This window comes from Actinoplanes sp. NPDC004185, from assembly GCF_053603475.1.
On sequence record NZ_JBSGFR010000051.1, the window covers coordinates 1 to 22,129 of the forward strand.

Consider the following 22,129-nt stretch of genomic DNA (forward strand, 5'->3'; position numbering starts at 1 on the left):
GAACGCCGCCAAGCCCTGCCCGGGTGGATCCACTTTTACAATCACCACCGCGGACACACCGCACTCAACGGCCTACCACCCGCCAGCCGCGTCCCCAACCTCACGGGTCAGTACAGCTAGGCATCGGACGACGGAGAAAGGGGAGCCCCGCGGGGCTCCCCTTTTTCTGTGCCAGATCCTCAGACATGTCCGGATCGGGCCGAAGGGCCGGACATGGGGTTCCAGATCAGCCACAAACTGCTCGCGCTCGGTCTGGGAGGGGTGGTCAGCACCGCGGCCGTCCTCGTGGGCGTCGGCGCCTGGCAGAGCGACGCGTTCGCCGACCACACGGGCGCCGCGGTGGCCACTCTCAGTGCCGAGGACCTCGACCAGACCACCGCCAACGTGACCCGGCTGGTCAGCTCGGTCGGCGACGAGGTGCAGGGCGGCGTGGACAGCGACATGCAGGCCGCCAACGCACTGCTCAAGCAGCGTGGCGGGCTGCGCCTGGACGGCGACACCACGACCTGGACCGCGACCAACCAGCTGTCGCAGGCCAAGCAGTCGGTGAGGCTGCCGCGCGCGACGGTCGGTGGCCAGTGGCTCGGCCAGAACACCGACGTCAAGAAGACGACGCCGTTCGTCGACGACGTGCAGACGCTGCTGGGCGGGACGGTGACCGTCTTCCAGCGGATGAACGACGCCGGCGACCTGCTGCGGGTGGCGACCAACGTCCGGGCCAAGACCGGCAACCGGGCCATCGGCACGTTCATCCCCGCGGTGACCGCGGAGGGCACGCCGAACGCCGTGGCCGCCGCGATCAAGGCCGGCAAGCCGTACCGGGGCGTGGCCCAGGTGGTCGACACCTGGTACATCTCCGCGTACGACCCGGTCAAGGACGCCTCCGGCAGGGTGATCGGCGCGCTCTACGTCGGCGTGCAGCAGGCGGCCGCCCTCAAGAACCTCACCGACGCGATCGCGGCCACCTCGGTCCGCGAGAACGGCTGGGTCAGCGTCTACAGCACGGCGAAGGCGGACACCGGGCGGGTCATCGCCTCCAGCCTCGACGGGGCGGTCGGGCGGACCGACCTGGCCGCCACGGACGCCGCCGGCACCGAGTACGTCAAGGAGATCGTCGCCCAGGCGCCCCAGCTCGAAGGCGGAGCGACCTGGCGCAGGACCTACCGGCTGCCGGGTTCCGGGGGCGCGGCCGCGGGTCCCACGACGACGACGGTCGCCTACTACGCGCCGTACTCGTGGGCGATCGCCGTCGGTGGCTTCGACGCCGACGCCTCCGGCGCGGTGGACGCGGTCCGCGACGGGCGGCGCGCCATGCTGACCGCGTTCCTCATCGCCGCCCTGCTGCTGGCCCTGGCCGGCGGCCTCTTCGCCGCCTGGCAGGCGCGCCGCATCTCCGGCCGGCTCGGCGGCCTGACCGCCGCCCTGGCCCGGCTGGCCCAGCGGGACCTGACCGCCTCCGTGCCGCCCAGCACCCAGGACGAGATCGGCCGGGCCGGTACGGCCCTGAACACCGCCGTGGCCGAGCTGCGCGAGGTGATGGTCGAGGTCACCAGGGCCTCCGACGGCGTCTCGCGGTCCGCCGGGCAGGTCGCCGCCACCGGCAGCGAGCTGACCGCCTCGGCCGAGGACGCGTCCGGCCAGGCCGGCGCGGCCAGCGTGGCCGCCGAGGGCATCAGCCACGTCGTGCAGACGGTCGCGGCCGGCGCGGAGGAGATGGGCGCCTCGATCGGCGAGATCTCCGGCAACGCCCAGGACGCGGCCCGGGCCGGGCGCGACGGCGTCGGGCTGACCGAGACGGCCAGCGGCGTGATCGACGAGCTGCGGGTCTCCACCACCAAGATCGCCGACGTGGTCCGGCTGATCGCCAGCATCGCCGAGCAGACCAACCTGCTCGCCCTGAACGCCACCATCGAGGCGGCCCGGGCCGGCGACCTCGGCAAGGGCTTCGCGGTGGTGGCCGGCGAGGTCAAGGAGCTGGCCCAGGAGACGGCCCGGGCCACCGACGACGTGACGGCCCGGGTCGCCGCGATCGAGGGGGACACCGCCCGCGCGGTCGAGGCGATCAACGCCATCACCGCCACCATCGCCCAGGTCAACGACTATCAGACGGCGATCGCGGCAGCGGTCGAGGAGCAGGCCGCGACGACCGCGGAGATGGCCCGCAACATCAGCGAGGTGGCCACCGGCAGCCGGGACATCGCGGTCGGCATCACCGCGGTCAGCGGCGCGGTGGACAGCACCCGATCGACGGTGGCGGTCTCCCACCAGGCGGCCGACGAGCTGAACGCGACCGCCCGGCGGCTGACCGGCCTGGTGGGACGCTTCACCGTCTGAACGCGAGCAGCGGTCAGGCCGGCAGGTAGGTGAGCACCTGGACGCCGGTCGTGGTGGTGAACGTGCTGCTCAGCTTCAGCGCGACTTTGGTGCCCTCATCCCACAGCTTGCGGCCCTCGCCCACGACCACCGGGTAGACCATGATCCGGTACTCGTCGATCAGGTTGTGCCGGGTCAGCAGGTTCACCAGCGAGGCGCTGCCGTTGATCAGCAGCGAAGCGGGGTCGGTCTTGACTTGCCGAAGTCGCCGGTCGCTTCCTCCATCTGCGGCCAGGCAGCCTTGAAACCTTCGTACGTCCGCCGGCCCAGCAGCAGCGCGTCGGCCTCCATCAGGTTGCTGTTCTGCCAGCTGCCGAGCTCGTCGTTGAAGTAGGGCCCGCTCCAGGCCGGCTCCTCGAAGACGCCGTCCAGGGTCACGTACTCCACCGCGATGATCTTTCCCATGCCTGCCGGCCTCCCGTGTTGTGGCGATCGAACAGCTGAGCCTGCCTCAGCGGGTCCCGCCGCGCCACCTCACCATGCGACGCTGCAGCGCATGAAGCCCGACGAGATCCTGCGGCGCCGGATCGACCGGCACCACCTCGGCAGCACCAAGGCCGGCGACGTGGTCGCGGCGGCCCGGCGGGTCGGCGGCCTGCACGCCCAGGTCGCCTCCTCGGCGCTGGCCTCGGCGACCCTGCGGCTGGGCCCCGAGCCGGATCTGGAAGGCGCGCTGTACCAGGAGAAGTCGCTGGTCCGGACGTGGGCCGCGCGGGGCACGCTGCACCTGCTGCCCGCGGCCGACCTGCCGCTCTGGGTGGCCGCGATGAGCACCCGGACCCGCGAGACCACCGGCTCGTGGCTCAAGTTCCACGGCGTGACGGCGGAGCAGATGAGCGACATCATCGCCGCGCTGCCCGGCCTGCTGGGGGCCACGCCGCTGACCCGGGAGGAACTGGCCGGCGCGATCATCGAGGCCACCGGGCACGAGGACCTGCGCGGGCCGCTGATCCAGGGCTTCGGGGCGATCCTCAAGCCCCTGGCCTTCCGCGGACTGCTCTGCTCGGGTCCGCCCCGGGGCCGGCACGTGACCTTCGTGGCGCCGCGGGCCTGGCTGGGCGACTGGGAGCCGGTGCCCGCCGAGGACGCGATCGACCAGCTGGTGCTGCGTCACCTGGACGCGTACGGGCCGGCCGACGCCGCCGAGTTCGCCCGCTGGTTCGACCTCAAGCCGCCACTGGCCAAGAAGTCCTTCGCCCGGCTGGCCGACCGGCTGCGGCCCGTCGGGGACGAGGGCTTCCTGCCGGTCGACGCGCCGGACGCGGGTGGCGAGGACACGGTGCTGCTGCTGCCGGCCTTCGACCCGTACGTGGTGGGCAGCCTGCGCCGCCTCGAAACGGTGAGCAGCGGGCCGAAGTCGGCGGTTTCCCGGCCGCAGGGCTGGATCTCCCCCACGCTGGTGGTGAACGGCCGCATCGAGGGGGTGTGGGAGCTCACCGACGGCCACCCGGTCGTCACGCCGTTCGCTCCGCTGTCCGCCGCGACCCGGCGGTCCCTGCCCGAGGGGTCCGTCATCCGCTGAAGCCCGCTCCGGGGGTCCGATGAGCGTCACGCAGGACGCGCCCGCCGCGCTGGCCGAGCCCGTACGGCCGGTCCACCGCTCGTGGGTCGCCCTGCTGTCCGCCGCGAACCTGGGCCTGTGGATGGCCTTCTTCACGCCGGTGCAGGTGCTGCTCCCGGAACAGATCAGCGAGCTGGGCATCGTCGGCAAGGAAGCCGCGCTGGGCTGGGTCACCGCCCTGGGCGCGCTGGTCGCGATCATCGTGAACCCGCTGGCCGGCCTGTACTCCGACCGGACCCGGCTGCGGCTCGGCGGCCGGTCGTACGGTCGCCGGCACGTCTGGACGCTGGCCGGCGCCCTGATCGCCGCCCTGTCGCTGGTGGCTCTGGCCGGTCAGCGGCACCTCGCGGGGGTCGCGCTGGGCTGGGCCGGCGTCCAGCTCGGGCTCAACATCATGCTGGCCACGCTGACCGCGGCGGTCCCGGACCGGGTGCCGGTGCGGCAGCGGGGCATGGTCTCCGGCTGGATCGGTATGCCGCAGGCGCTCGGCCTGGTGCTCGGCGCGGTGCTGGTCACCGCCGTGGTCACCGGCGTCGCCTCCGGTTACCTGGTGATGGCCGGCGTTCTGCTGCTGCTGGCCGTACCGTTCGCGCTGCTCACCCCGGACGATCCGCTGCCCGCCGGGCCGGGCCGGCCGCGCTCGCGGACCGGGCTGTGGCGGGTCCTGCGGGAGCATCCCGACTTCGGCTGGGCCTGGGGCACCCGGTTCCTGGTCCAGCTCGGCAACGCCCTGGGCACGCTCTACCTGCTGTACTTCCTCACCGACCAGCTCCGGCTGGCCGACCCGGACACCGGGCTGCTGGTCATGATCCTGCTCTACACGGCGGGCATGGTCGCGACGGCGGTGGTCGGCGGCCGGCTCTCCGACCGGTCGGGGCGTCGCAAGATCTTCGTGGTGTGGTCCGGGGTGGTCATCGCGATCGCGGCCCTGCTGCTGGCGCTCTGGCCGACCTGGCCGGTGGCCCTGGTCGCCTCGGTGCTGCTGGGGGCGGGCTACGGCGTCTATCTGGCGGTGGACACGGCCTTGATCACCCAGGTGCTGCCGGCCGCGGTGGACCGGGCCAAGGACCTCGGGGTGATCAACATCGCGACGGCCGCGCCGCAGGTGCTCGGGCCGGCCATCGCGGCGCCGCTGGTCACCCACCTGGGCGGCTATTCCACGCTGTACGCGCTGACCGCGGCGGTCACCCTGCTCGGCGCGGTCCTGGTGGTACGGATCCGCGCGGTCCCCTGACTCAGCGGACCGCGCGGATCACCTGTCACGCCGGCAGGGTCCAGCGCTGGTTCGTACCGGCGAAGCACTCCCAGATCTGCAGCCGGGTGCCGTTGGCCGAGCTGTTGTTCGACGCGTCCAGGCACTTGTTGCTGACCGGGTTGCGCAGCGTGCCGTTGCTCTGCGCCTGCCACTGCTGGGCGCCGGTGCCGTTGCAGTCGTAGATCTGCACCAGCGAGCCGTTCGCGGTGCCGGCCGCCGCCACGTCCAGGCACTTGCCCAGCCCGCGCAGCGTGCCGTCGGTCGCGACGGTCCAGTTCTGCGCGGCGCTGCCGTTGCAGTCGTAGAGCTGCACGGCGGTGCCGTTGGCCGACGACGCCGCGGCGATGTCGACGCACTTGCCGCCGATGCCGGTGATCCGGCCGGTGCGCCCCGAGGGCGGCGGGGTGGTCGGCGTGCCACCGCCGGTCGCCGTCGAGTAGATGGCGCTGACCAGCGAGTTGGCGCCCGTCGCGTCCTGCGAGAGCTCCCAGTTCATGATGCCGCCGGCGTTGGCCATGGCCCACTGGGTCTTGCGGCGGATCGTCGGCAGGCCGTTGTAGCACTCCTGCACGCCGGCGATCGTGGCGCAGTCCTGGTTGGCGTAGGCCGGGTTGGTGGCGACGATCTGCGCGTACGTCTTGTAGCCGGGACGGCTGTAGAACGGCACGCCGAGCACCGCCTTGCTCGCCGGCAGGCCGCGGCCCTTCCAGAAGTTGACGCTGGCGATCGACCAGTCGTAGTTGGCGTGCGGGCTGCCCCCGTCGTACGCCATGATGTTGAGCCAGTCGACCAGGCCGAACACCGCCGGCTGCACGCCGTTGGCCGTGCCGCCCTCGGAGACGACCGCCGCGGTGAGCAGCTTGCCCTGGCCGTGCAGGGCGGTGCTGAGCTGCTGCATCAGGGCCGTGTAGTTGGTGCCCGAGGTGCCCGGGTCGGGGTATTCCCAGTCGATGTCGATGCCGTCCAGGTTGTACTGGCCGACCAGGCCCATGACGGCGTTGACGAAGGTGGTGCGGGCGCCGGAGTTGCCGGCCAGCGCCTCGAAGGCCGAGTCGTTGCCGTCGTTCCAGCCGCCGAGGGCCAGCCCGACCTTGACGTTGTTCTGGTGTCCGAGCGAGACCAGCGACTGCAGCTTGGCCGGGTCCGGGACGGCCTGCAGGGTGCCGTTGGCGTTCGGCAGCACGAAGGCGTAGTTGATGTGGGTGAGCTTGCTGTACTGGATGCTGGTGACGCTGCCGGCCCAGGACGGCATGTAGCCGACGCTCTTGAAGTTGTTGGGCAGCACAGCGGCCTCGGACGTGCCTTGCATGGCGATCGCGCTGGCGGCCACCACGGCGACCGCGGCGGCTGCGGCAGCCAGTCTTCTCTTCATCAGGGACCTCTCTGTCCGGCGTGGGGGCGCCGTCGGGGGTGACATCGGGCGGCTGAAGTTTAAGAAGGTTAACTAATAGTCGTCAATATAAGACGTGATAAAAGGTCGCCGACAAGGGGCTCGACAAGCGCCGTAGGCTGGTCGGGTGACAGTACGCGTACGCTTCGCCCCTTCTCCGACCGGAATGTTCCACGTCGGCGGTGCCCGCTCGGCGCTGCAGAACTGGATCTTCGCCCAGCAGAACGGTGGCGTCTTCGTCCTGCGGATCGAGGACACCGACGCCGCCCGTAACCGTCCGGAATGGACGGAGGGCATCCTCTCGGCGCTCGACTGGATCGGCATCGAACGCGGCTCCTACGAGGGCCCCTACTACCAGTCGACGTACGCCGCCGAGCACACCGCCGCCGCGACCCGCCTCTACGGCGAGGGTCGCGCCTACTACTGCGACTGCACCCGCGACGACGTGATCGCCCGCACCGGCAACACGCACACCGGCTACGACGGCTTCTGCCGCGACCGGGCGCTGGGCCCCGGCGAGGGACGGGCACTGCGCTTCCGCACGCCCGACGAGGGCGAGACCGTGGTCGTCGACCTGGTCCGCGGCGAGCCCACCTTCGAGAACAAACTGCTCGAGGACTTCGTCATCGCCCGCAGCGACGGCTCGGCGGTCTTCCTGCTGGCCAACGTCGTGGACGACATGACGATGGGGATCACCCACGTCATCCGGGCCGAGGAGCACCTGCCCAACACCCCGAAGCAGCAGCTGCTCTGGGAGGCGCTCGGGGTCAAGCCCCCGGTGTGGGGCCATGTGCCGGTCATCGTCAACGAGAAGCGGCAGAAGCTCTCCAAGCGGCGGGACAAGGTGGCCCTGGAGTCGTACCGTGACGAGGGCTATCTCGCCGCCGCCATGCGCAACTACCTGATGCTGCTCGGCTGGGCGCCCTCCGGCGACCGCGAGATCGTGCCGTGGTCGGTCGTCGAGGAGGAGTTCCGGCTCGAGGAAGTCAGCCACTCCCCCGCGTTCTTCGACGTGAAGAAGCTGCGGGCGTTCAACGGGGACTACATCCGGGCCCTGGACAGCGAGGAGTTCGCCGCGGTGTGCGCGCCCTGGCTGGGCGGCACCGACACGATCCCGGCCCCGCCGTGGGAGCCGTCGGCGTTCGACTCCAACGTCTTCGCCGCGGTGGCGCCGCTGGCGCAGACCCGCATCGCCGTGCTCAGCGAGATCGTCGACTACGTCGACTTCCTCTTCCTGGCCGAGCCGGTCCGCGACGAGCAGTCGTGGAACAAGGCGATGAAGGAGGGCGCGGGCGACATCCTGGACGCCGCCGTCACGGCGTTCGGCGCGCTGGAGACGTGGTCGGCCGAGCCGCTGAAGGCCGCCCTCGAGCGGGTCGGCGAGGAGCGGGGGCTCAAGCTGGGCAAGACCCAGGCACCCGTACGCGTCGCGACGACCGGCCGCACGATCGGTCTGCCGCTGTTCGAGTCGCTGGAGGTGCTGGGCCGCGAGCGGACCCTGGCCCGGCTGGCGGCGGCCCGGTCCCGCCTGGCCTGAGGTTTCGTGACCATTTCGGTACGCGCGCGCTCCGATGACGGCGCGCGCGTACCTCACCAGGCAACGTCCTGGCCAGTTCAGCCCGTCAAAGGGGTATGAACGTCAGCAGCACGGGTGACCGGAACCCCCTCGGCTTGCCCTCGCTGGGTACTATTCGCCCGCTGATCAGCGGCCAAGGTCCACCGATGCAGTCGATCCCAGATAGCTCCAATTCGTCCCGTTCCGAGATGCGGCCGAGACGATCTGCGGGGAGGCTGTGAGGACTGGGCCGTGCCGGCGACGGGTCCCTTCCGGGCGCGCCGTTCCGATCGGCGCACGTATGTCATCCACGGGGCGGGGAGGCCGGACGGTGGTTCAAGGGGTGATCGCCCGATTGCTGTCGGCGACCGGAGTTCTTGCGGCGGGTGTCGCGCTGAGCGCGGGAGTTGCCGCACCCAGCGCCGCGCAGGCCGCGCCGGACCGGCTCACCGCCGGGGCCGCGCTCGCCGCGCCCAAGGCGCCGGCCAAGCCCACGGCGGTGCAGATCGCCGGCAAGTTCCCCGGCGACACCGTGACGGTGCAGCAGAGTGAGCGGCCGGACCTGTTCAAGCAGCTGCTCAGCGAGGTCAGCTGGCTGGCGACCACGCCGCCGACCACCTCCAAGCCGGAGGCGAAGAAGCTCGGCCCCAAGTTCACGGTCACCGTGCTGATCAAGGACAAGCCCCACCAGATCTACGAGCTCTACCCGAACGCCGCCGGCGGCCCGCGGGCGTTCCGGCCGGCGAAGCAGCCGTCCGGCAAGAAGACGCCCGGCTGGTTCTACGGGCGGCTGACCATGTCCGAGTCGCTGCGCCTGAGCGGCGTGCCGCTCAAGGAGAAGCCGGACGTGGTCAGCGGCGGCATCGGTGGCGGCATCGGCGAGGAGGTGCAGGCCGAGGAGCTGGACCCGGTCGAGGGCGTCAACGACGTGCTGGCCGACATGCGCCGGCTGTACCTGCTCAACGGCGCGGTCCTGCTCACGATCCTGCTCGGCCTGGGCGGCATCGCGTACCTGATCCGCCGCCGGGTCTGACCTCAACCGGCCGGACGCACCGGGACCCGCAGGATCGGGCAGGCGGGGGCGGGCGCGTTGCAGCGCTCGCCCACCCCGAAGGCGTCCGGCAGGCGCCGGTTCGTGGCCGCTTGAGCCACCTCCACCGTGGTCAGCGGGGGCTCGCCCAGCTCGGCACTGCCGGTGCCCCGTTCCCCGGTGGCCATCACCGCCACCGTGCGGCCGTCGACGACCCGGCGGGCGATCACCTCGTGCACCTGCCAGTCGACGTCGCCGGTCTCGGCGTAGCGCGCGTACTCGATGCCGCCCCGGGTCCGGTCGGGCAGCGCGCAAGCCTCCGGCTCGGCCTGCACGGGCAGGCAGAGCCCGGCCGGCGCGTCGTAGACGGCGACCTCGACCAGGCCCCGCGGCTCCCCGTCGGCGTTCAGCACCGCGTACTGCCGCCAGCCGTTGCCGGTGCTGGGCGGGCGCGGCACGATCCGGTAGCCCTTCGCGTCCACCGGCGGTGCCAGCACGCTCAGGACCGGGTCGAGGACGGCGGACGGGCGGGGCTGCGGGACGGGCACCGCGGCGGTCGAGCGGGCCTTGTGCCCGGGCAGCAGGACGTTGGTGAGGACGAAGCCCAGCAGCACGACCAGGGCCACCGCGACCAGGCCGGCCAGCACCACGCGCCAGGCCCGGCGGCGGCGCAGCCGGCCGGCCCGCCGGTTGATGTCCGGAACCGCGTCGCCGGGCGGCGGCTCGCTCTCGCAGGCCTTCTCCAGCACGGCCGTGAGCAGCGCACTCATCGGGCGTCCACCGGCCGGGCGGCGGCCAGCAGGCCCGCGAAGGCGCCCAGCCCTTCCGTCTCGAAGGCGAGCACCCTGCTGTCGTCCAGGTCGAGGGCGTCGGCGGTCTCGTCGATGGCCAGCCCGCAGAAGTGCCGCAGCACCAGCACGGCCCGGCAGCGTGGGCTGAGGCCGTGCAGCGCGTCCAGCACCAGCACGGTGTGCACGGCGTCGACCTCGGCGGGCGCGGTGGCCAGCTGCAGCTGACCGCCTCCCGGGCCCCGGTCGGCCGGGACCGGTTCGGTGAGCAGGGCCGGTTCCGGGGGTTCCGGGGCGACGAAGACGTGCTCACGCCGGCCGCGGGGCTTCTTGAAGGCGGCCATCAGATCGGCGTACGCCCACAGGTCGGGCTCGGTGATGTCGGGATCGGCCAGCACCCGGGCCAGCGTGGTGCGGGCCAGCTCGTCGGCGAGCGCCCAGTCGCCGCACATCAGGAACGCGGCGCGGCGCAGCTGGATGTACCGCTCCAGAACGTACCCGTCGGACATAAGCCTCTTTATAGGCCACACCACCCGGGCGGCGATGCGGAACGGCCTCACGTGCCGCTAACGGTGACCTCCACCAGCCGGACCAGGTCGTCGAGGTCGGCGTCGAACTCCCCCGCGGCGTCCTCGTGACAGGCCGCCTCGTCCGCGGGCAGGCCCCCGGTCACCTCACCGACGGTGTAGCCGAGCAGGAACGCGCAGATCATCCGGGTCAGCCGCGGCACCTGCTCCCCCGGCACGCCGGCGTCGTGCAGGCAGCCGCGCAGCGCCGCGGTCAGCCAGGAGGCGGAGGCGCCGGCCGAGCGGCGGTTCAGCAGCAACGGGTACGCGCCGGGGTGCGCCCGGGACAACGCCCGTACCGCCCGGCCCAGGGCCCGCAGGCGCTGCCGCCAGTCGATGTCGGCGGGGTCCTCGCCGTACTCGGTGCCCAGCTCCAGGTGCAGCAGGTCGACGAGCCCGTCCAGCAGGGCGTCCTTGCCACCGACGTACGGGTAGAGGGCCATGGAGGTGAGCCCGACCCGTTCGGCGACGGCGCGCATGGACATGGCACCGAGGCCGTGTTCGTCGACGAGGGCCAGGGCCTGGTCGAGGATGAGTCGTCTCTTGTCGTCCACGGACACACACGGTGCCGAGACCAGCCGGGCGATGGGCCGGAACCAGCCCGCCACACCGCAGTCAGTCACCCACGAGGGTGAGCGGGACCCTTCCTCAGCACCAGCGGCCGGGCGGACGCCCCCGGCTCACGGCCCGGCGCCGGGGCCGGACCGCGCCGTGCAGGTGGGCACCGGCCCAGCCGCGCAGCTCGGTGCGGCAGCCGACCCGGTGCGGGATGTCGTCGACCGGCTCCTCGGTGGCCTGTGAAGACGCGACCGAGGGAAACGGCTCCTCCGCGGCGACCTGCTCCGCCTCGGCGTACAGCTGGCCGTCCTCGCGTTCCGTCATCCCTGCCCCCTCTCCTGCCCGCCGTTCGGACCACCCGGTCTCATCGGCACCGCGCCGCCCGTCATGAGACCTCGCACGCACGAGTCGTGCGGTGCTAGGAGGACACCCTGCCAGGTCACCGACCGAAATCGCGGTGAAGGCGCACCGCTATATCGGACAAATAACCCAAAGGGTTCACATGAAGAAAGCTCGGCAGCCGCGCGGAACGGTACAGCCAGCAGGCAGGTCACGGCCATGGAAAGACATGCCAGGCACCGGCGCCCGCCCGCGAGCCCGGTCGTGACAGGCTGGCCGGGTGGCAGAGGAGGCGAAACCCGGCGGTACGGCGAAACGCCCCCCGCTGGCCGCGACCCTGCGCCGGGTCGAGCGCCGCGCCGGGGCTCTGGCCAGCGCCAGCGTCGCCCGGATGGACGAGACCCTGCCCTGGTTCCGGGCCCTGCCGGCCGACCAGCGCTCGTGGGTCATGCTGGTCGCCCAGGCCGGCGTCCGCTCGCTGGTCGAGTGGCTGCGCTCGGGCGGCACCGCGGCCGGCACCCAGGAGATCTCCGACGAGGTCTTCGCCGCCGCCCCGCGCGCCCTGGCCCGCTCGATCACGCTGACCCAGACCGTCGCCCTCATCAAGGTCACCATCGACGTGGCCGAGGCCGAGGTGACCAGCCTGGCCGCAGCCGGCGAGGAGGAGGCCCTCGCGGTCGCCATCCTCAAGTTCTCCCGCGAGATCGCCTTCTCGGCCGCCCGGGTCTACGCCCGCGCCGCCGAGTCCCGCGGAGCCTGGGACGCCCGGCTGCAGGCGTTGCTGGTCGACGCCCTGCTCCGCGGCGACTCCTCCGACGTGCTGGCCAGCCGGGCCGCCGCCCTGGGCTGGGCTGACGCGCCACCGGTGGCCGTCGTGGTGGGACGCACCCCCGGCGGGGACATCACCGCGGTGCTGCACTCCGTCTACCGGGCCGCCCGGCGGGCCCGGGTCGAGGTCATCGGCGGCGTGCACGGCGACCGGCTGGTGGTCGTGCTCGGCGGCGTCGCCGACCCGCTGGTCGCCGCCGGGCACCTGGCCGCGAGCTTCGGCGAGGGACCGATCGTGGTCGGCCCGGCCGTCCCCTCGCTGGACCAGGCCACCGAGTCGGCCCGGGCCGCCCTGGCCGGCTTCCGGTCGGCGCGCGCCTGGCCCGGCGCCCCGAACCCGGTGGCCGCCGACGACCTGCTGCCCGAACGGGCCATGGCCGGGGACTCCGAGGCCCGGCGGGCGCTGCGGCACGACGTGTACGGCGCACTGTCGCGCGCGGGCGGCGGGCTGCTGGAGACGCTCGACGCCTTCTTCGCCGCCGGCGGCGTGCTGGAAAGTGCCGCCCGCGAGCTCTTCGTGCACCCGAACACCGTGCGGTACCGCCTCAAAAGGGTCGCCGAGGTGACCAGCCTGTCGCCGCTGGACGGCCGGGACGCGTTCGCGCTGCGGATGGCCCTGACCATCGGGCGCCTCGATCCTGCGAGCTAAATCACCGGGTTGCGCGGTCCTTCGCGCACCGCCTGAAGAGCCCCGATATCATGCCCAATCTGGGCGAAACACGGGGGTGTTTGTAGGAAAGCTACAACGCCGGTCGTAGGGTTTGGTCCCGTGCAGCAACCCCGGAACGACCTCGCATCCGGAAGAGTCGACTCCGTGCTCGCCGTACTCTCGCCCGGCCAGGGTTCCCAGAAGCCCGGCTTCCTCTCCGGATGGCTCGCCCTGCCCGGCGCCGAGGCCCGGCTGACCTGGTGGTCCGCACTCTCCGGGGTCGACCTGATCCACCTCGGCACCGAGGCCGATGCGGACGCCATCAAGGACACCGCCCGCACCCAGCCGCTGCTCGTCGCGGCCGCCCTGCTGGCCGCCGAACACCTGCCGCTGCACGACGTCGCCTTGGTCGCCGGGCACAGCGTCGGTGAGCTCGGCGCCGCCGCCCTCGCCGGGGTGCTGTCCGCCGAGTCCGCCATCACCCTCGCCGGGGTCCGCGGCCGCGAGATGGCCGCCGCCTGCGCGCTGGAGGCCACCGGCATGAGCGCCGTGCTGGGCGGCGACGCCGACGAGGTGGTCGCCGCGATCGAGCGCCACGGGCTCTACCCGGCCAACCGCAACGGGGCCGGTCAGATCGTCGCCGCCGGCGCCCTGGACGCGCTGGCCAAGTTCGCCGCCGAGCCGCCGGCCCGGGCCCGGGTCATCGCGCTGCAGGTCGCGGGGGCTTTCCACACGCCGTACATGGCGCCCGCCGAGCAGGCCCTCGGAGCCGTCGCCGCCGGCGTACCGGTCGCCGACCCGGTCCGGATCCTGCTGTCCGACCTGGACGGCGCCGCCGTCAACCACGGCCGCGAGATGCTGCGGCGCCTGGTCCGCCAGGTCACCGCCCCGGTCCGCTGGGACCTGGTGCTGCGCAACCTGCGTGACCTGGGCGTCACCGGCATCATCGAGCTGCCCCCGGCGGGCACCCTGGCCGGGCTGGCCAAGCGTGAGCTCAAGGGCGAGAACGCCCCCGAGATCGTCACCCTCAACACCCCGGACGACCTGCCCGCCGCCCGCGACCTCATCGCCCGGCACGGCACCGCCTCCACCCACGAGCCCGCCCCGCTCTTCCGGGTCGTGGTCGCCCCCAGCGCCGGGCTGTTCCAGCCCGCCGAGGGCCTGGCCGAGGGCGTGGACCTGCGGCAGGGCCAGGTCATCGGCCGGGTGACCACCCGGCAGGGGCCGGTCGAGGTCGCCGCGCACGCCGCCGGGGTCCTCACCGAGTGGCTCGCCCACCACGACGACCCGGTGGCCCCCGGCCAGCCGGTGGCCCGCATCGGCGGGCACCAGCAGTGACCACGTCCGTCGCGAACGAAGGAGCAACACGATGACCGCGGGTTCCCGCATCGTCGCGATGGGCCACTACCAGCCCTCGCGCATCGTCACCAACGACGACCTCGCCAAGATCGTCAACACCAACGACGCGTGGATCAGGGACCGGGTCGGCATCGCCGAGCGTCGGGTCGCCGACGCCGAGTCGGTCGCCGACATGGCCACCTTCGCCGCGGAGAAGGCCCTGGCGGGCTCGGGGCTGAGCGCCGCCGACATCGACATGGTGGTCGTGGCCACCTGCTCCTCCATCGACCGCTGCCCCAACGTCGCGACCCGCGTCGCCGCCCGGCTGGGCATCACCGCCCCGGCGGCGATGGACCTGAACACCGCCTGCTCCGGCTTCTCGTACGCCCTCGGCACCGCCGACCACGCGATCCGGGCGGGCGCCAGCCGCAACGCCATCGTCATCGGCGCGGAGAAGCTCTCCGACGTCACCGACTGGACCGACCGCACCACCGCCGTGCTCTTCGGTGACGGCGCCGGCGCGGCGGTGGTCTCCGCGGTCCCCGACGGCGAGCAGCCCGGCGTCGGCCCGGTGCTCTGGGGCTCGGCCCCGGAGAAGGGCGACGTGCTGCGCATCGAGGGCTGGCAGCCGTACATCCAGCAGGAGGGCCAGATCGTTTTCCGCTGGGCCACCACCGCGCTGGCGCCGTTCGCCCTGCAGGCGTGCGAGCGGGCCGGCGTCCGGCCGGAGGAGCTCGCCGCCTTCGTGCCGCACCAGGCCAACACCCGCATCATCGACGGCATCGTCAAGCGCCTGGGCCTCGGCCCGGACGTCGTCGTCGCCAAGGACCTGGTCGAGTCCGGCAACACCTCCGCGGCGAGTGTGCCGCTGGCCCTGTCCAAGCTGGTCGAGCGCCGCGAGGTGCCCTCGGGCGCCCCGGTCCTGCTCTTCGGCTTCGGCGGCGGCCTCACGTACGCGGGTCAGGTCATCCGCTGCCCGTAAGACCGGCAGCAGTCCGGCCCGCGAGTTTTCCCCACCATCGAGAGGAACCACCGAACATGGCAACCCGCGCTGAGATCACTTCCGGCCTCGCCGAGATCCTCGAGGAGGTCGCCGGGGTGAACCCGGACGACGTCGCCGAGGAGAAGTCCTTCACCGACGACCTGGACGTCGACTCGCTGTCCATGGTCGAGGTCGTGGTGGCCGCCGAGGAGAAGTTCGGCGTCAAGATCCCCGACAACGAGGTGCAGAACCTCAAGACCGTCGGCGACGCCGTCTCCTTCATCGAGGCGAACCACTGACATGAGCACCACTGACGTCGTCGTCACCGGGCTCGGCGCGACGACCCCGCTCGGCGGGGACGTCGCGTCCACCTGGGACGCCATGCTCGCCGGCCGCTCCGGGGTGAGAGCCCTCACCCAGGAGTGGGCCGCGCAGTTGCCCGTCCGCATCGCCGCGGAGCTCGCCGTCGACCCGTCCGAGGTGATGGAACGGGTCAAGCTGCGCCGGCTGGACCGCTCCGAGGCGATCGCGCTGATCGCCGCCCACCAGGCCTGGGCCGACGCCGGCCTGAAGGACTCCGGGCTCGACCCGGAGCGCTTCGCCGTGAGCTTCGGCAGCGGCATAGGCGGTGCGCAGACCCTGCTCAACCAGGACGACATCCTGGAGGCCTCCGGGCCGCGCCGGGTCAGCCCGCACACCGTGCCGATGCTGATGCCCAACGGCCCCGCCGCCTGGGTCGGTCTCGAGCTCGGCGCCCAGGCGGGCGTCCACTCGATGGCCAGCGCCTGCGCGACCGGCGCCGAGGCGCTGTCGCTGGGCCTGGACATCATCCGGTCCGGCCGGGCCGACGTGGTCATGGCCGGCGGCACCGAGGCCGTGATCCACCCGCTGCCGATCGCCGGTTTCGCCTCGATGCGGGCCATGTCGACCCGCAACGACGAGCCGGAGAAGGCCTCCCGGCCGTGGGACAAGGGCCGCGACGGCTTCGTGCTCGGCGAGGGCGCGGGAGCGCTCGTCCTCGAACGCGCCGACCACGCCATCGCCCGCGGCGCGACGATCTACGCACGGCTGGCCGGGGCCGGCATCACCTCGGACGGCTACGACATCGTGCAGCCGCACCCCGAGGGCGCCGGCGCGATCCGGGCGATCCGTCGGGCGATCGAGGACGCGGGCCTGACCAAGGCCGACATCGTGCACGTCAACGCGCACGCGACCTCCACCCCGGCCGGGGACATGACGGAGATCGCGGCGCTGCTCACGGCGGTGGGCGACCACCCGGTCCTCACCTCCACCAAGTCGATGTCCGGGCACCTGCTCGGCGCGGCCGGCGCCCTGGAGTCGATCGCCACGATCCTGGCGATCCGCGACAGCGTCGTCCCCCCGACGATCAACCTGGACGACCCGGACGACAAGCTGGCGCTCGACGTGGCCGCCCACAAGGCCCGCCAGCTCGACATCCCGGCGGCGCTGAACAACTCGTTCGGCTTCGGCGGGCACAACGTGGCCCTGGTCTTCACCCGCGCCTGACCGATCCGGCTGGTCACCGCGCGGTCGGGTTTGCACGCCGCGCGGTGACCGGCCGGTTCTCATTCCGCGCGGCGACCCGGTCTCGTCTCGCGCCGCGCAGTCTGGCTCGTATCCACGCGGTGACCGGTCCGGTTCCTCACCCCGCGCGGTGAACCGTAAGGAGACGCGCTGTGACCACGACTTCCTCGCCCGCCGATCCCACCATCGACACCCGTGATCCGCAGGTTCGCCTGCGGGCGCTGTTCGACAGCGGCTCCCTGCGGTTGCTCGCCCCGGCGGACGACTCGGGCGTGCTGTGGGCCCGGGGTGAGGTTGACGGCACGCCGGCGATCGCCTTCGCCACCGACGCCACCCGGATGGGCGGTGCGATGGGTGTCGAGGGTTGCCGGCATGTGGTCGATGCGATCGACACCGCGGTCCGCGAGCGGGTGCCGGTGCTGGGGCTCTGGCACTCCGGCGGGGCGCGGCTGGCCGAGGGCGTAGTCGCGCTGGACGGGGTGGGGCAGATCTTCGCGGCGATGGTGCGCGCTTCTGGGCGCGTACCGCAGATCTCTGTGGTCCTCGGGCCGGCCGCCGGCGGCGCGGCCTACGGCCCGGCGCTGACCGACGTCGTGATCATGAGCAAGGCCGGCCGGATCTTCGTGACCGGGCCCGAGGTGGTCCGCAGCGTCACCGGCGAGCAGGTCGACATGGAACGCCTCGGCGGTCCCGAGCCGCACGGCCGCCGCTCCGGCGTCGTGCACATCACCACCAAGGACGACGAGAGCGCGCTGGGCGAGGCACGCAAGCTGACCGTCCTCCTCGGCCGGCAGGGCCGGCTCACCCCGGCGGACGTCGCGGCGGGCAGCACGCCGGGCCACGACCTGGCCCAGGCCATGCCGGCCCAGGCCAACCGGGCGTACGACGTGAAGCCGGTGGTCCGGGCCCTGCTCGACGAGCCCGGCGTGGAGTTGCACGCCAAGTGGGCGCCGAACGTGTCGACGACGCTGGGCCGCTTCGGTGGCCGTACGGTCGGCGTCATCGCCAACAATCCGCTGCGCCTCGGCGGCTGCCTGGACGCGTCGAGCGCCGAGAAGGCGGCGCGGTTCGTGCGGATGTGCGACTCGCTGGGCGTACCGCTGATCGTGCTGGTGGACGTGCCCGGGTATCTGCCCGGCCTCGGCCAGGAGTGGGACGGCGTGGTGCGCCGCGGCGCGAAGCTGCTGCACGCGTTCGCCGAGGCCGTCGTGCCGCGGGTGACGCTGGTGACCCGCAAGGCGTACGGCGGCGCGTACATCGCGATGAACTCCCGCGCGCTGGGCGCCACGGCCGTGTTCGCCTGGCCGACCGCCGAGATCGCGGTCATGGGCGCGAGCGCGGCGGTGAACATCCTGCACCGCAAGCGGCTGGCGGCGGCCCCGCACGAGCAGCGCGAGGCGCTCCGGGAGACGCTGGTCGAGGAGCAGCTGCACACGGCCGGCGGGGTCAACCGGGCCCTGGAGATCGGCGTGGTGGACGACGTGATCACGCCGGACCAGACCCGCCGTCGCATCGCGGAAGCCCTGGCCGCGGCCCCGGCGGCCCGCGGGGCGCACGGCAACATCCCGCTCTGACCCCGTTCAGCGCGACGGCGTCACAATGATCTTGCCGTGGATGCCCCCTGATTCCGCGCGCCGGTGCAGCTCCGGCAGGTCGCCGAGCGTACGGCGGTCAGTGATCACCAGCCGCAGCACACCTTCGTCGACCAGCCGCACCAGCGTGGCCAGGTCGGCCGGATCGTTGCGGGTGACCATGTGCCGGGCGGTCACGGACGCGGACGACTCGATCGGCGTGGCGACGGTGACGATCCGGCCGCCCCGCCGGACCAGGGGCACGAGTGCGGCCGCGGCGGCGGGGTCGATCGCCGCGCAGTTCAGCACGGCGTCGACCGGCTCCCCGACCGTCAACGGGCCGGCGGTGTAGTCGAGCACCTCATCGGCCCCGAGGCTCCGGACCGTCGCGGCGCTGCGCGGGCTGGCGGTGGCCAGCACGTACGCGCCCGCGTGCTTGGCGAGTTGGACCGTGAAGCCGCCGATGCCGCCGCCGGCGCCGTTGACCAGGACGCGTTCGCCCGGGGTGACGGCGGCGTGCTCGGTGACGGTCTGCCAGGCGGTCATCCCGGCCAGCGGCAGGGCGGCCGCGTCGGCCAGCGGCACGGTGGCCGGGGCCCGGACCAGGGACGCGGCCGGCGCCACCGCGAACTCGGCGGCCGCGCCGATGTCGAGCATCCCGAGGACCGGGTCGCCGTCGACGGTCCCGGCGACGTCCCAGCCCAGGGTCACCGGCAGGACGACCGGCAGCATCGTTGCGAGCCGGCCGGAACGCAGTGCGGCCTCGGTCGGGTTCAGGGACGTGGCGGCCACGCGGATCAGCACCTCGCCGGGTCCCGGGAGCGGCTGGGGGATGTCCTCGACGCGGATGACGTCCGGGCCGCCGTACTCGTGGATGCGCGCAGCTCTCATGACCACCGACCATAGGTGGGACGGTGAGGACGACCTATGCTTTCCAGTCCTGGAAACCTTCGCGATCGTCTCGGGGGTGCGGCAGTGGATGTGCTCAGTGATGTGCTCGCCGTGCAGCGGACCGGGCGGCCCCGGTCGATGCTGCTGGGGTGGGATGCGCCGTGGGCGCAGGAATTCGCCGAGGTGCCCGGGGCGATGGGATTTCAGGTGGTCCTGCGGGGGTCGCCGTGGCTGCTTCCGCCCGGCGGCGCCGCGCCGGTTCGGCTGCACGCCGGGGATGTCGTGTTCAGGCCGCACGGTCGGGCGCATGCTCTCGCCGACAGGCCGGACGCCGTGCCCGCCCCGTGCACGGATCCCGGCACACCCTCCGCGGAACCCCGGTCGCAGCCGCACGGGCAGGAGGTGGTCACCCTCTGCGGCGCGTACGAGATCGACCCGGCCCAGGTGCACCCGCTGGTCCACGAGCTGCCGGAAGTGATCCACCTGAGCCCGACCGACGAACTGCATGCCGCCGTCGGACTGCTCACCGCCGAGCTGGAACAACCCCGCCTCGGCACGGACGCCGTCGTCCCCGCGCTGCTGGAGATGCTCCTGCTCTTCCTGCTGCGCCGCTGGTACGCCGCACAGCCCGCCGCACCGACCGGCTGGGCGGCGGCCCTGCGCGACCCGGTGACCGCGGCCGCCCTGCACGCCATGCACGAGGAACCCGGCCGTCCCTGGACGGTGGCCACCCTCGCGGCACACGCCGGCCTGTCCCGAGCGCCCTTCGCCCGTCGCTTCAACGCCCTGGTCGGCCGGCCACCGCTGGCCTACCTGACCTGGTGGCGAATGACCGTGGCGGCCCGGCTGCTGCGCGACTCGGATGCCACGGTGGCCACCATCGCGCACAGGGTCGGCTACGCCTCCGAGTTCGCCTTCGCCACCGCGTTCCGGCGCCGGCACGGGTCAGCTCCGGGACGCTTCCGACGGCTCACTTGACGCAGGCGCTGCGGGCCAGCTTGCCGACCGCCACCGGGGACCTGCCCGGCGCCGGCGCTTGGCCGGCCAGGACCGTGGCCAGGGCCGTCAGCGCGAGCGGGCTGGACGAGTAGGTGGCGAGCAGCGTCGGTGATCGCGACCCGGCCAGCAGCTGGGGAGTGTCCATGATGACGGTGATCGTCGCGTCCGGACTCAGGTCGGTCTGCCGGTCGCCGTACCCGACGAGGTGCACGACCGTGCCCCCCGCGGCCTGGACCTTGACGCCGGCGTCCTGCAACGCCTTGACCAGGGTGACCCGGGCGGCCTCCCGGCCGCCGGACGCGGTGACCGTGACCGGCCCGGACACCAGCGGCCCGGAACACGGGCCCTTGAGCAGAGTGATCGCGGCCGCGTCGGCGGCGCCGACCGCCCGCACGTGCTCGGCCGAACCGAGCGCGGACAGCTCCGGCCGCACCTGCGCGGCGGTACGGAACTTGAGCGTGAGGACGCGGGTGACCGCCTCGACGAGCCGCTCCCGCTTGAGGCTGCCATCCTTGAGCGCGGCCAGGATGCCGTCCCGCGCACCGGCCAGATCCGGCGGCATGAGCAGGATGTCGTTCCCGGCGTTCAGCGCACGGACCGCCGCTTCGCCCGCCGGCCACTTCATCGCGGGCGGCATGTTCATGGCGTCGGTGATCGCCACCCCGCCGAACTTCAGCTCACCCCGCAGGACCTCAGTCATGATCTTGCGGGAGAACGTCGCGGCGACCCCCTTGTCCAGGCCCTCGACGTCCAGATGCCCGGACATGACCACGCCGGCGCCCGCGGCGATCCCGGCGGCGAACGGCGGCCGGTCCTCGCTCTCCCACTTCGGCCGGCTCTGCGCGACCACCGGCAGGTCGTCGTGGCTGTCCCCGGTGGTGTGCCCGTGACCAGGGAAATGCTTGAGCGCCGCGGTCACCCCGGCACCCTGGATCCCGCGCACAGCAGCCTCGACCTGGGCGGCATTCGCCGTCGGATCGGCGCCGAACGAGCGCGAGCCGATCACCGAACTGCCCTGCGGTCCCAGCGTGTCGGCGACCGGGGCGAAGTCGAGGTTGATCCCCATCGCGGCCAGCTCCGTGCCGGCCGCCCGCCAGGCCCCCTCGGTCAGCTCAGGCTTGCCCGCCGCCCCGAACGCCATCGCGGACGGCAGCAGCGTCACGCCGGTCTTGACCCGGGTGACCACGCCGTACTCCTGATCGGTGCCGATCAGCAGCGGCGCCCCACCGGGCAGACCGGTCGCCGCCCGCTGCAGGCCGTCGGTCAGCGCCCGGACCTGCTTCGGATCGTCGACATTGGTGGCCGGATTGGTGGCGCCGGTCGGGTCGTCCGGGGTGAACGCGACCAGGATCAGCCCGCCGAGGCCGAACTTGGTGACCATCTCGGCCGGAGTGTTCACGCCGGCGATCCGCTGATTGCCGGCGGCGGCCGTCTCGTCGACCCGGTCGGCGGTGTCGCCGTAGGCGTAGGGCATCAGCACCTGGCCGGCCAGCTGGGCGTCGGTGAAGGTCTTGACGGATTCGCGCGCCCGGGCAGCGGGATCGCCGGTCGGGGCGGCACTGAGGGAAGGCACCGAAGCGGCCGGTGACGCGGAGCCCGGAGCGGGTCGCGGCTGCTGTGGCGCATCACTGCGGCCGCACCCGGCCAGCAGTAACAAAGCCACGGGTACGGCCACAGCAACGCGAAACGCCCTCTTCACGGCTGTCATTCGATCAGCTCCCGAGCGCGGAGACAAACCGGTCCACCCCAGGAACGGGCGCAGGCTCACCCCCTTGACAACGCGCGGGTGGACCCCACCGACGACGTGCCGTCCGGGGAGGTTCCGGCCGGGTCTCGTCCCGGGCGCACGAGCAGTCGCTGCGATCGGACTGCGCGGCCCGCCGGTCAGGCCAGCACGGAACGGCGTTTGCC

21 protein-coding genes and 1 pseudogene are annotated in these 22,129 nt (G+C 72.9%); 13 read left to right on the forward strand and 9 right to left on the reverse strand.

Annotated elements, in window-relative coordinates; translation table 11 throughout:
- Window positions 1-120 (forward strand): annotated as a pseudogene (locus tag ACWEOZ_RS36470) (IS481 family transposase); the annotation flags it as partial.
- Window positions 121-213: 93 nt separating this feature from the next.
- Window positions 214-2,334, forward strand: a complete 2,121-nt coding sequence (locus ACWEOZ_RS36475; protein ID WP_451915226.1) for a methyl-accepting chemotaxis protein — start codon at window positions 214-216, stop codon at window positions 2,332-2,334.
- Between the two features lie 13 nt (window positions 2,335-2,347).
- On the opposite strand, the gene ACWEOZ_RS36480 is transcribed toward ACWEOZ_RS36475, so the two are convergent.
- Both ACWEOZ_RS36480 and ACWEOZ_RS36485 read right to left on the reverse strand, forming a co-directional pair.
- Window positions 2,348-2,521, reverse strand: a complete 174-nt coding sequence (locus ACWEOZ_RS36480; RefSeq protein ID WP_451915227.1) for a dihydrofolate reductase family protein — start codon at window positions 2,519-2,521, stop codon at window positions 2,348-2,350.
- A gap of 20 nt (window positions 2,522-2,541) precedes the next feature.
- On the reverse strand, window positions 2,542-2,778 hold the full coding sequence (locus tag ACWEOZ_RS36485) for a hypothetical protein (RefSeq protein ID WP_451915228.1): 237 nt from the start codon (window positions 2,776-2,778) through the stop codon (window positions 2,542-2,544).
- 91 nt (window positions 2,779-2,869) lie between these two features.
- Here ACWEOZ_RS36485 and ACWEOZ_RS36490 point away from each other — a divergent pair, with 91 nt between their 5' ends.
- Entirely contained in the window at window positions 2,870-3,895 is a 1,026-nt protein-coding gene (locus ACWEOZ_RS36490) for a winged helix DNA-binding domain-containing protein (RefSeq protein WP_451915229.1), read from the forward strand.
- Between the two features lie 19 nt (window positions 3,896-3,914).
- On the forward strand, window positions 3,915-5,168 hold the full coding sequence (locus ACWEOZ_RS36495; protein ID WP_451915230.1) for an MFS transporter: 1,254 nt from the start codon (window positions 3,915-3,917) through the stop codon (window positions 5,166-5,168).
- 25 nt (window positions 5,169-5,193) lie between these two features.
- Here ACWEOZ_RS36495 and ACWEOZ_RS36500 read toward each other — a convergent pair whose 3' ends face one another.
- Complete coding sequence (locus tag ACWEOZ_RS36500) at window positions 5,194-6,561, reverse strand: glycosyl hydrolase family 18 protein (RefSeq protein WP_451915231.1); 1,368 nt, start codon at window positions 6,559-6,561, stop codon at window positions 5,194-5,196.
- Window positions 6,562-6,706: 145 nt separating this feature from the next.
- Between ACWEOZ_RS36500 and gltX the strand changes: the two genes are divergently transcribed.
- Window positions 6,707-8,116, forward strand: coding sequence for a glutamate--tRNA ligase (gene gltX, locus ACWEOZ_RS36505; RefSeq protein ID WP_451915232.1), 1,410 nt, complete (start codon window positions 6,707-6,709; stop codon window positions 8,114-8,116).
- Window positions 8,117-8,477: 361 nt separating this feature from the next.
- Window positions 8,478-9,167: a hypothetical protein gene (locus tag ACWEOZ_RS36510; protein WP_451915233.1), complete on the forward strand. Its 690-nt coding sequence runs from the start codon at window positions 8,478-8,480 to the stop codon at window positions 9,165-9,167.
- Between the two features lie 2 nt (window positions 9,168-9,169).
- Here the strand turns inward: ACWEOZ_RS36510 and ACWEOZ_RS36515 are convergent, their stop codons facing one another.
- The 4 genes from ACWEOZ_RS36515 to ACWEOZ_RS36530 form a co-directional block, all read right to left on the reverse strand.
- Complete coding sequence (locus ACWEOZ_RS36515; RefSeq protein WP_451915234.1) at window positions 9,170-9,934, reverse strand: hypothetical protein; 765 nt, start codon at window positions 9,932-9,934, stop codon at window positions 9,170-9,172.
- Complete coding sequence (locus ACWEOZ_RS36520) at window positions 9,931-10,461, reverse strand: sigma factor-like helix-turn-helix DNA-binding protein (RefSeq protein WP_451915235.1); 531 nt, start codon at window positions 10,459-10,461, stop codon at window positions 9,931-9,933. The genes ACWEOZ_RS36515 and ACWEOZ_RS36520 overlap by 4 nt, the downstream gene beginning before the upstream one ends.
- Window positions 10,462-10,508: 47 nt before the next feature.
- Window positions 10,509-11,072 carry a TetR/AcrR family transcriptional regulator gene (locus ACWEOZ_RS36525; protein WP_451915236.1) on the reverse strand — a complete coding sequence of 188 codons (564 nt, stop codon included), beginning with the start codon at window positions 11,070-11,072 and terminating at the stop codon, window positions 10,509-10,511.
- A gap of 94 nt (window positions 11,073-11,166) precedes the next feature.
- On the reverse strand, window positions 11,167-11,400 hold the full coding sequence (locus ACWEOZ_RS36530; RefSeq protein ID WP_451915237.1) for a hypothetical protein: 234 nt from the start codon (window positions 11,398-11,400) through the stop codon (window positions 11,167-11,169).
- A gap of 406 nt (window positions 11,401-11,806) precedes the next feature.
- Between ACWEOZ_RS36530 and ACWEOZ_RS36535 the strand changes: the two genes are divergently transcribed.
- From ACWEOZ_RS36535 to ACWEOZ_RS36560, 6 genes are all read left to right on the forward strand, one after another.
- The gene (locus tag ACWEOZ_RS36535) at window positions 11,807-12,892 is read left to right on the forward strand and encodes a PucR family transcriptional regulator (RefSeq protein WP_451915275.1); all 1,086 of its coding nucleotides are present in this window, start codon (window positions 11,807-11,809) and stop codon (window positions 12,890-12,892) included.
- Between the two features lie 165 nt (window positions 12,893-13,057).
- The gene (locus ACWEOZ_RS36540; RefSeq protein WP_451915238.1) at window positions 13,058-14,230 is read left to right on the forward strand and encodes an acyltransferase domain-containing protein; all 1,173 of its coding nucleotides are present in this window, start codon (window positions 13,058-13,060) and stop codon (window positions 14,228-14,230) included.
- Window positions 14,231-14,261: 31 nt separating this feature from the next.
- Window positions 14,262-15,212 (forward strand): beta-ketoacyl-ACP synthase III, encoded by a 951-nt coding sequence (locus tag ACWEOZ_RS36545; RefSeq protein WP_451915239.1) that lies wholly within the window; start codon window positions 14,262-14,264, stop codon window positions 15,210-15,212.
- A 56-nt stretch (window positions 15,213-15,268) separates the two neighbouring features.
- The gene (locus tag ACWEOZ_RS36550; protein WP_023359558.1) at window positions 15,269-15,511 is read left to right on the forward strand and encodes an acyl carrier protein; all 243 of its coding nucleotides are present in this window, start codon (window positions 15,269-15,271) and stop codon (window positions 15,509-15,511) included.
- A 1-nt stretch (window position 15,512) separates the two neighbouring features.
- Complete coding sequence (fabF, locus tag ACWEOZ_RS36555) at window positions 15,513-16,739, forward strand: beta-ketoacyl-ACP synthase II (protein ID WP_451915240.1); 1,227 nt, start codon at window positions 15,513-15,515, stop codon at window positions 16,737-16,739.
- Between the two features lie 203 nt (window positions 16,740-16,942).
- On the forward strand, window positions 16,943-18,331 hold the full coding sequence (locus ACWEOZ_RS36560; protein ID WP_451915276.1) for an acyl-CoA carboxylase subunit beta: 1,389 nt from the start codon (window positions 16,943-16,945) through the stop codon (window positions 18,329-18,331).
- 6 nt (window positions 18,332-18,337) lie between these two features.
- Here ACWEOZ_RS36560 and ACWEOZ_RS36565 read toward each other — a convergent pair whose 3' ends face one another.
- On the reverse strand, window positions 18,338-19,219 hold the full coding sequence (locus tag ACWEOZ_RS36565) for an NADP-dependent oxidoreductase (protein WP_451915241.1): 882 nt from the start codon (window positions 19,217-19,219) through the stop codon (window positions 18,338-18,340).
- Window positions 19,220-19,303: 84 nt separating this feature from the next.
- On the opposite strand from ACWEOZ_RS36565, the gene ACWEOZ_RS36570 reads away from it, so the two are divergent.
- Window positions 19,304-20,197, forward strand: a complete 894-nt coding sequence (locus ACWEOZ_RS36570; RefSeq protein ID WP_451915242.1) for an AraC family transcriptional regulator — start codon at window positions 19,304-19,306, stop codon at window positions 20,195-20,197.
- Here the strand turns inward: ACWEOZ_RS36570 and ACWEOZ_RS36575 are convergent.
- Window positions 20,190-21,926, reverse strand: coding sequence for a glycoside hydrolase family 3 protein (locus ACWEOZ_RS36575; RefSeq protein WP_451915243.1), 1,737 nt, complete (start codon window positions 21,924-21,926; stop codon window positions 20,190-20,192). The genes ACWEOZ_RS36570 and ACWEOZ_RS36575 overlap by 8 nt on opposite strands.
- Between the last annotated feature and the right edge of the window lie 203 nt (window positions 21,927-22,129).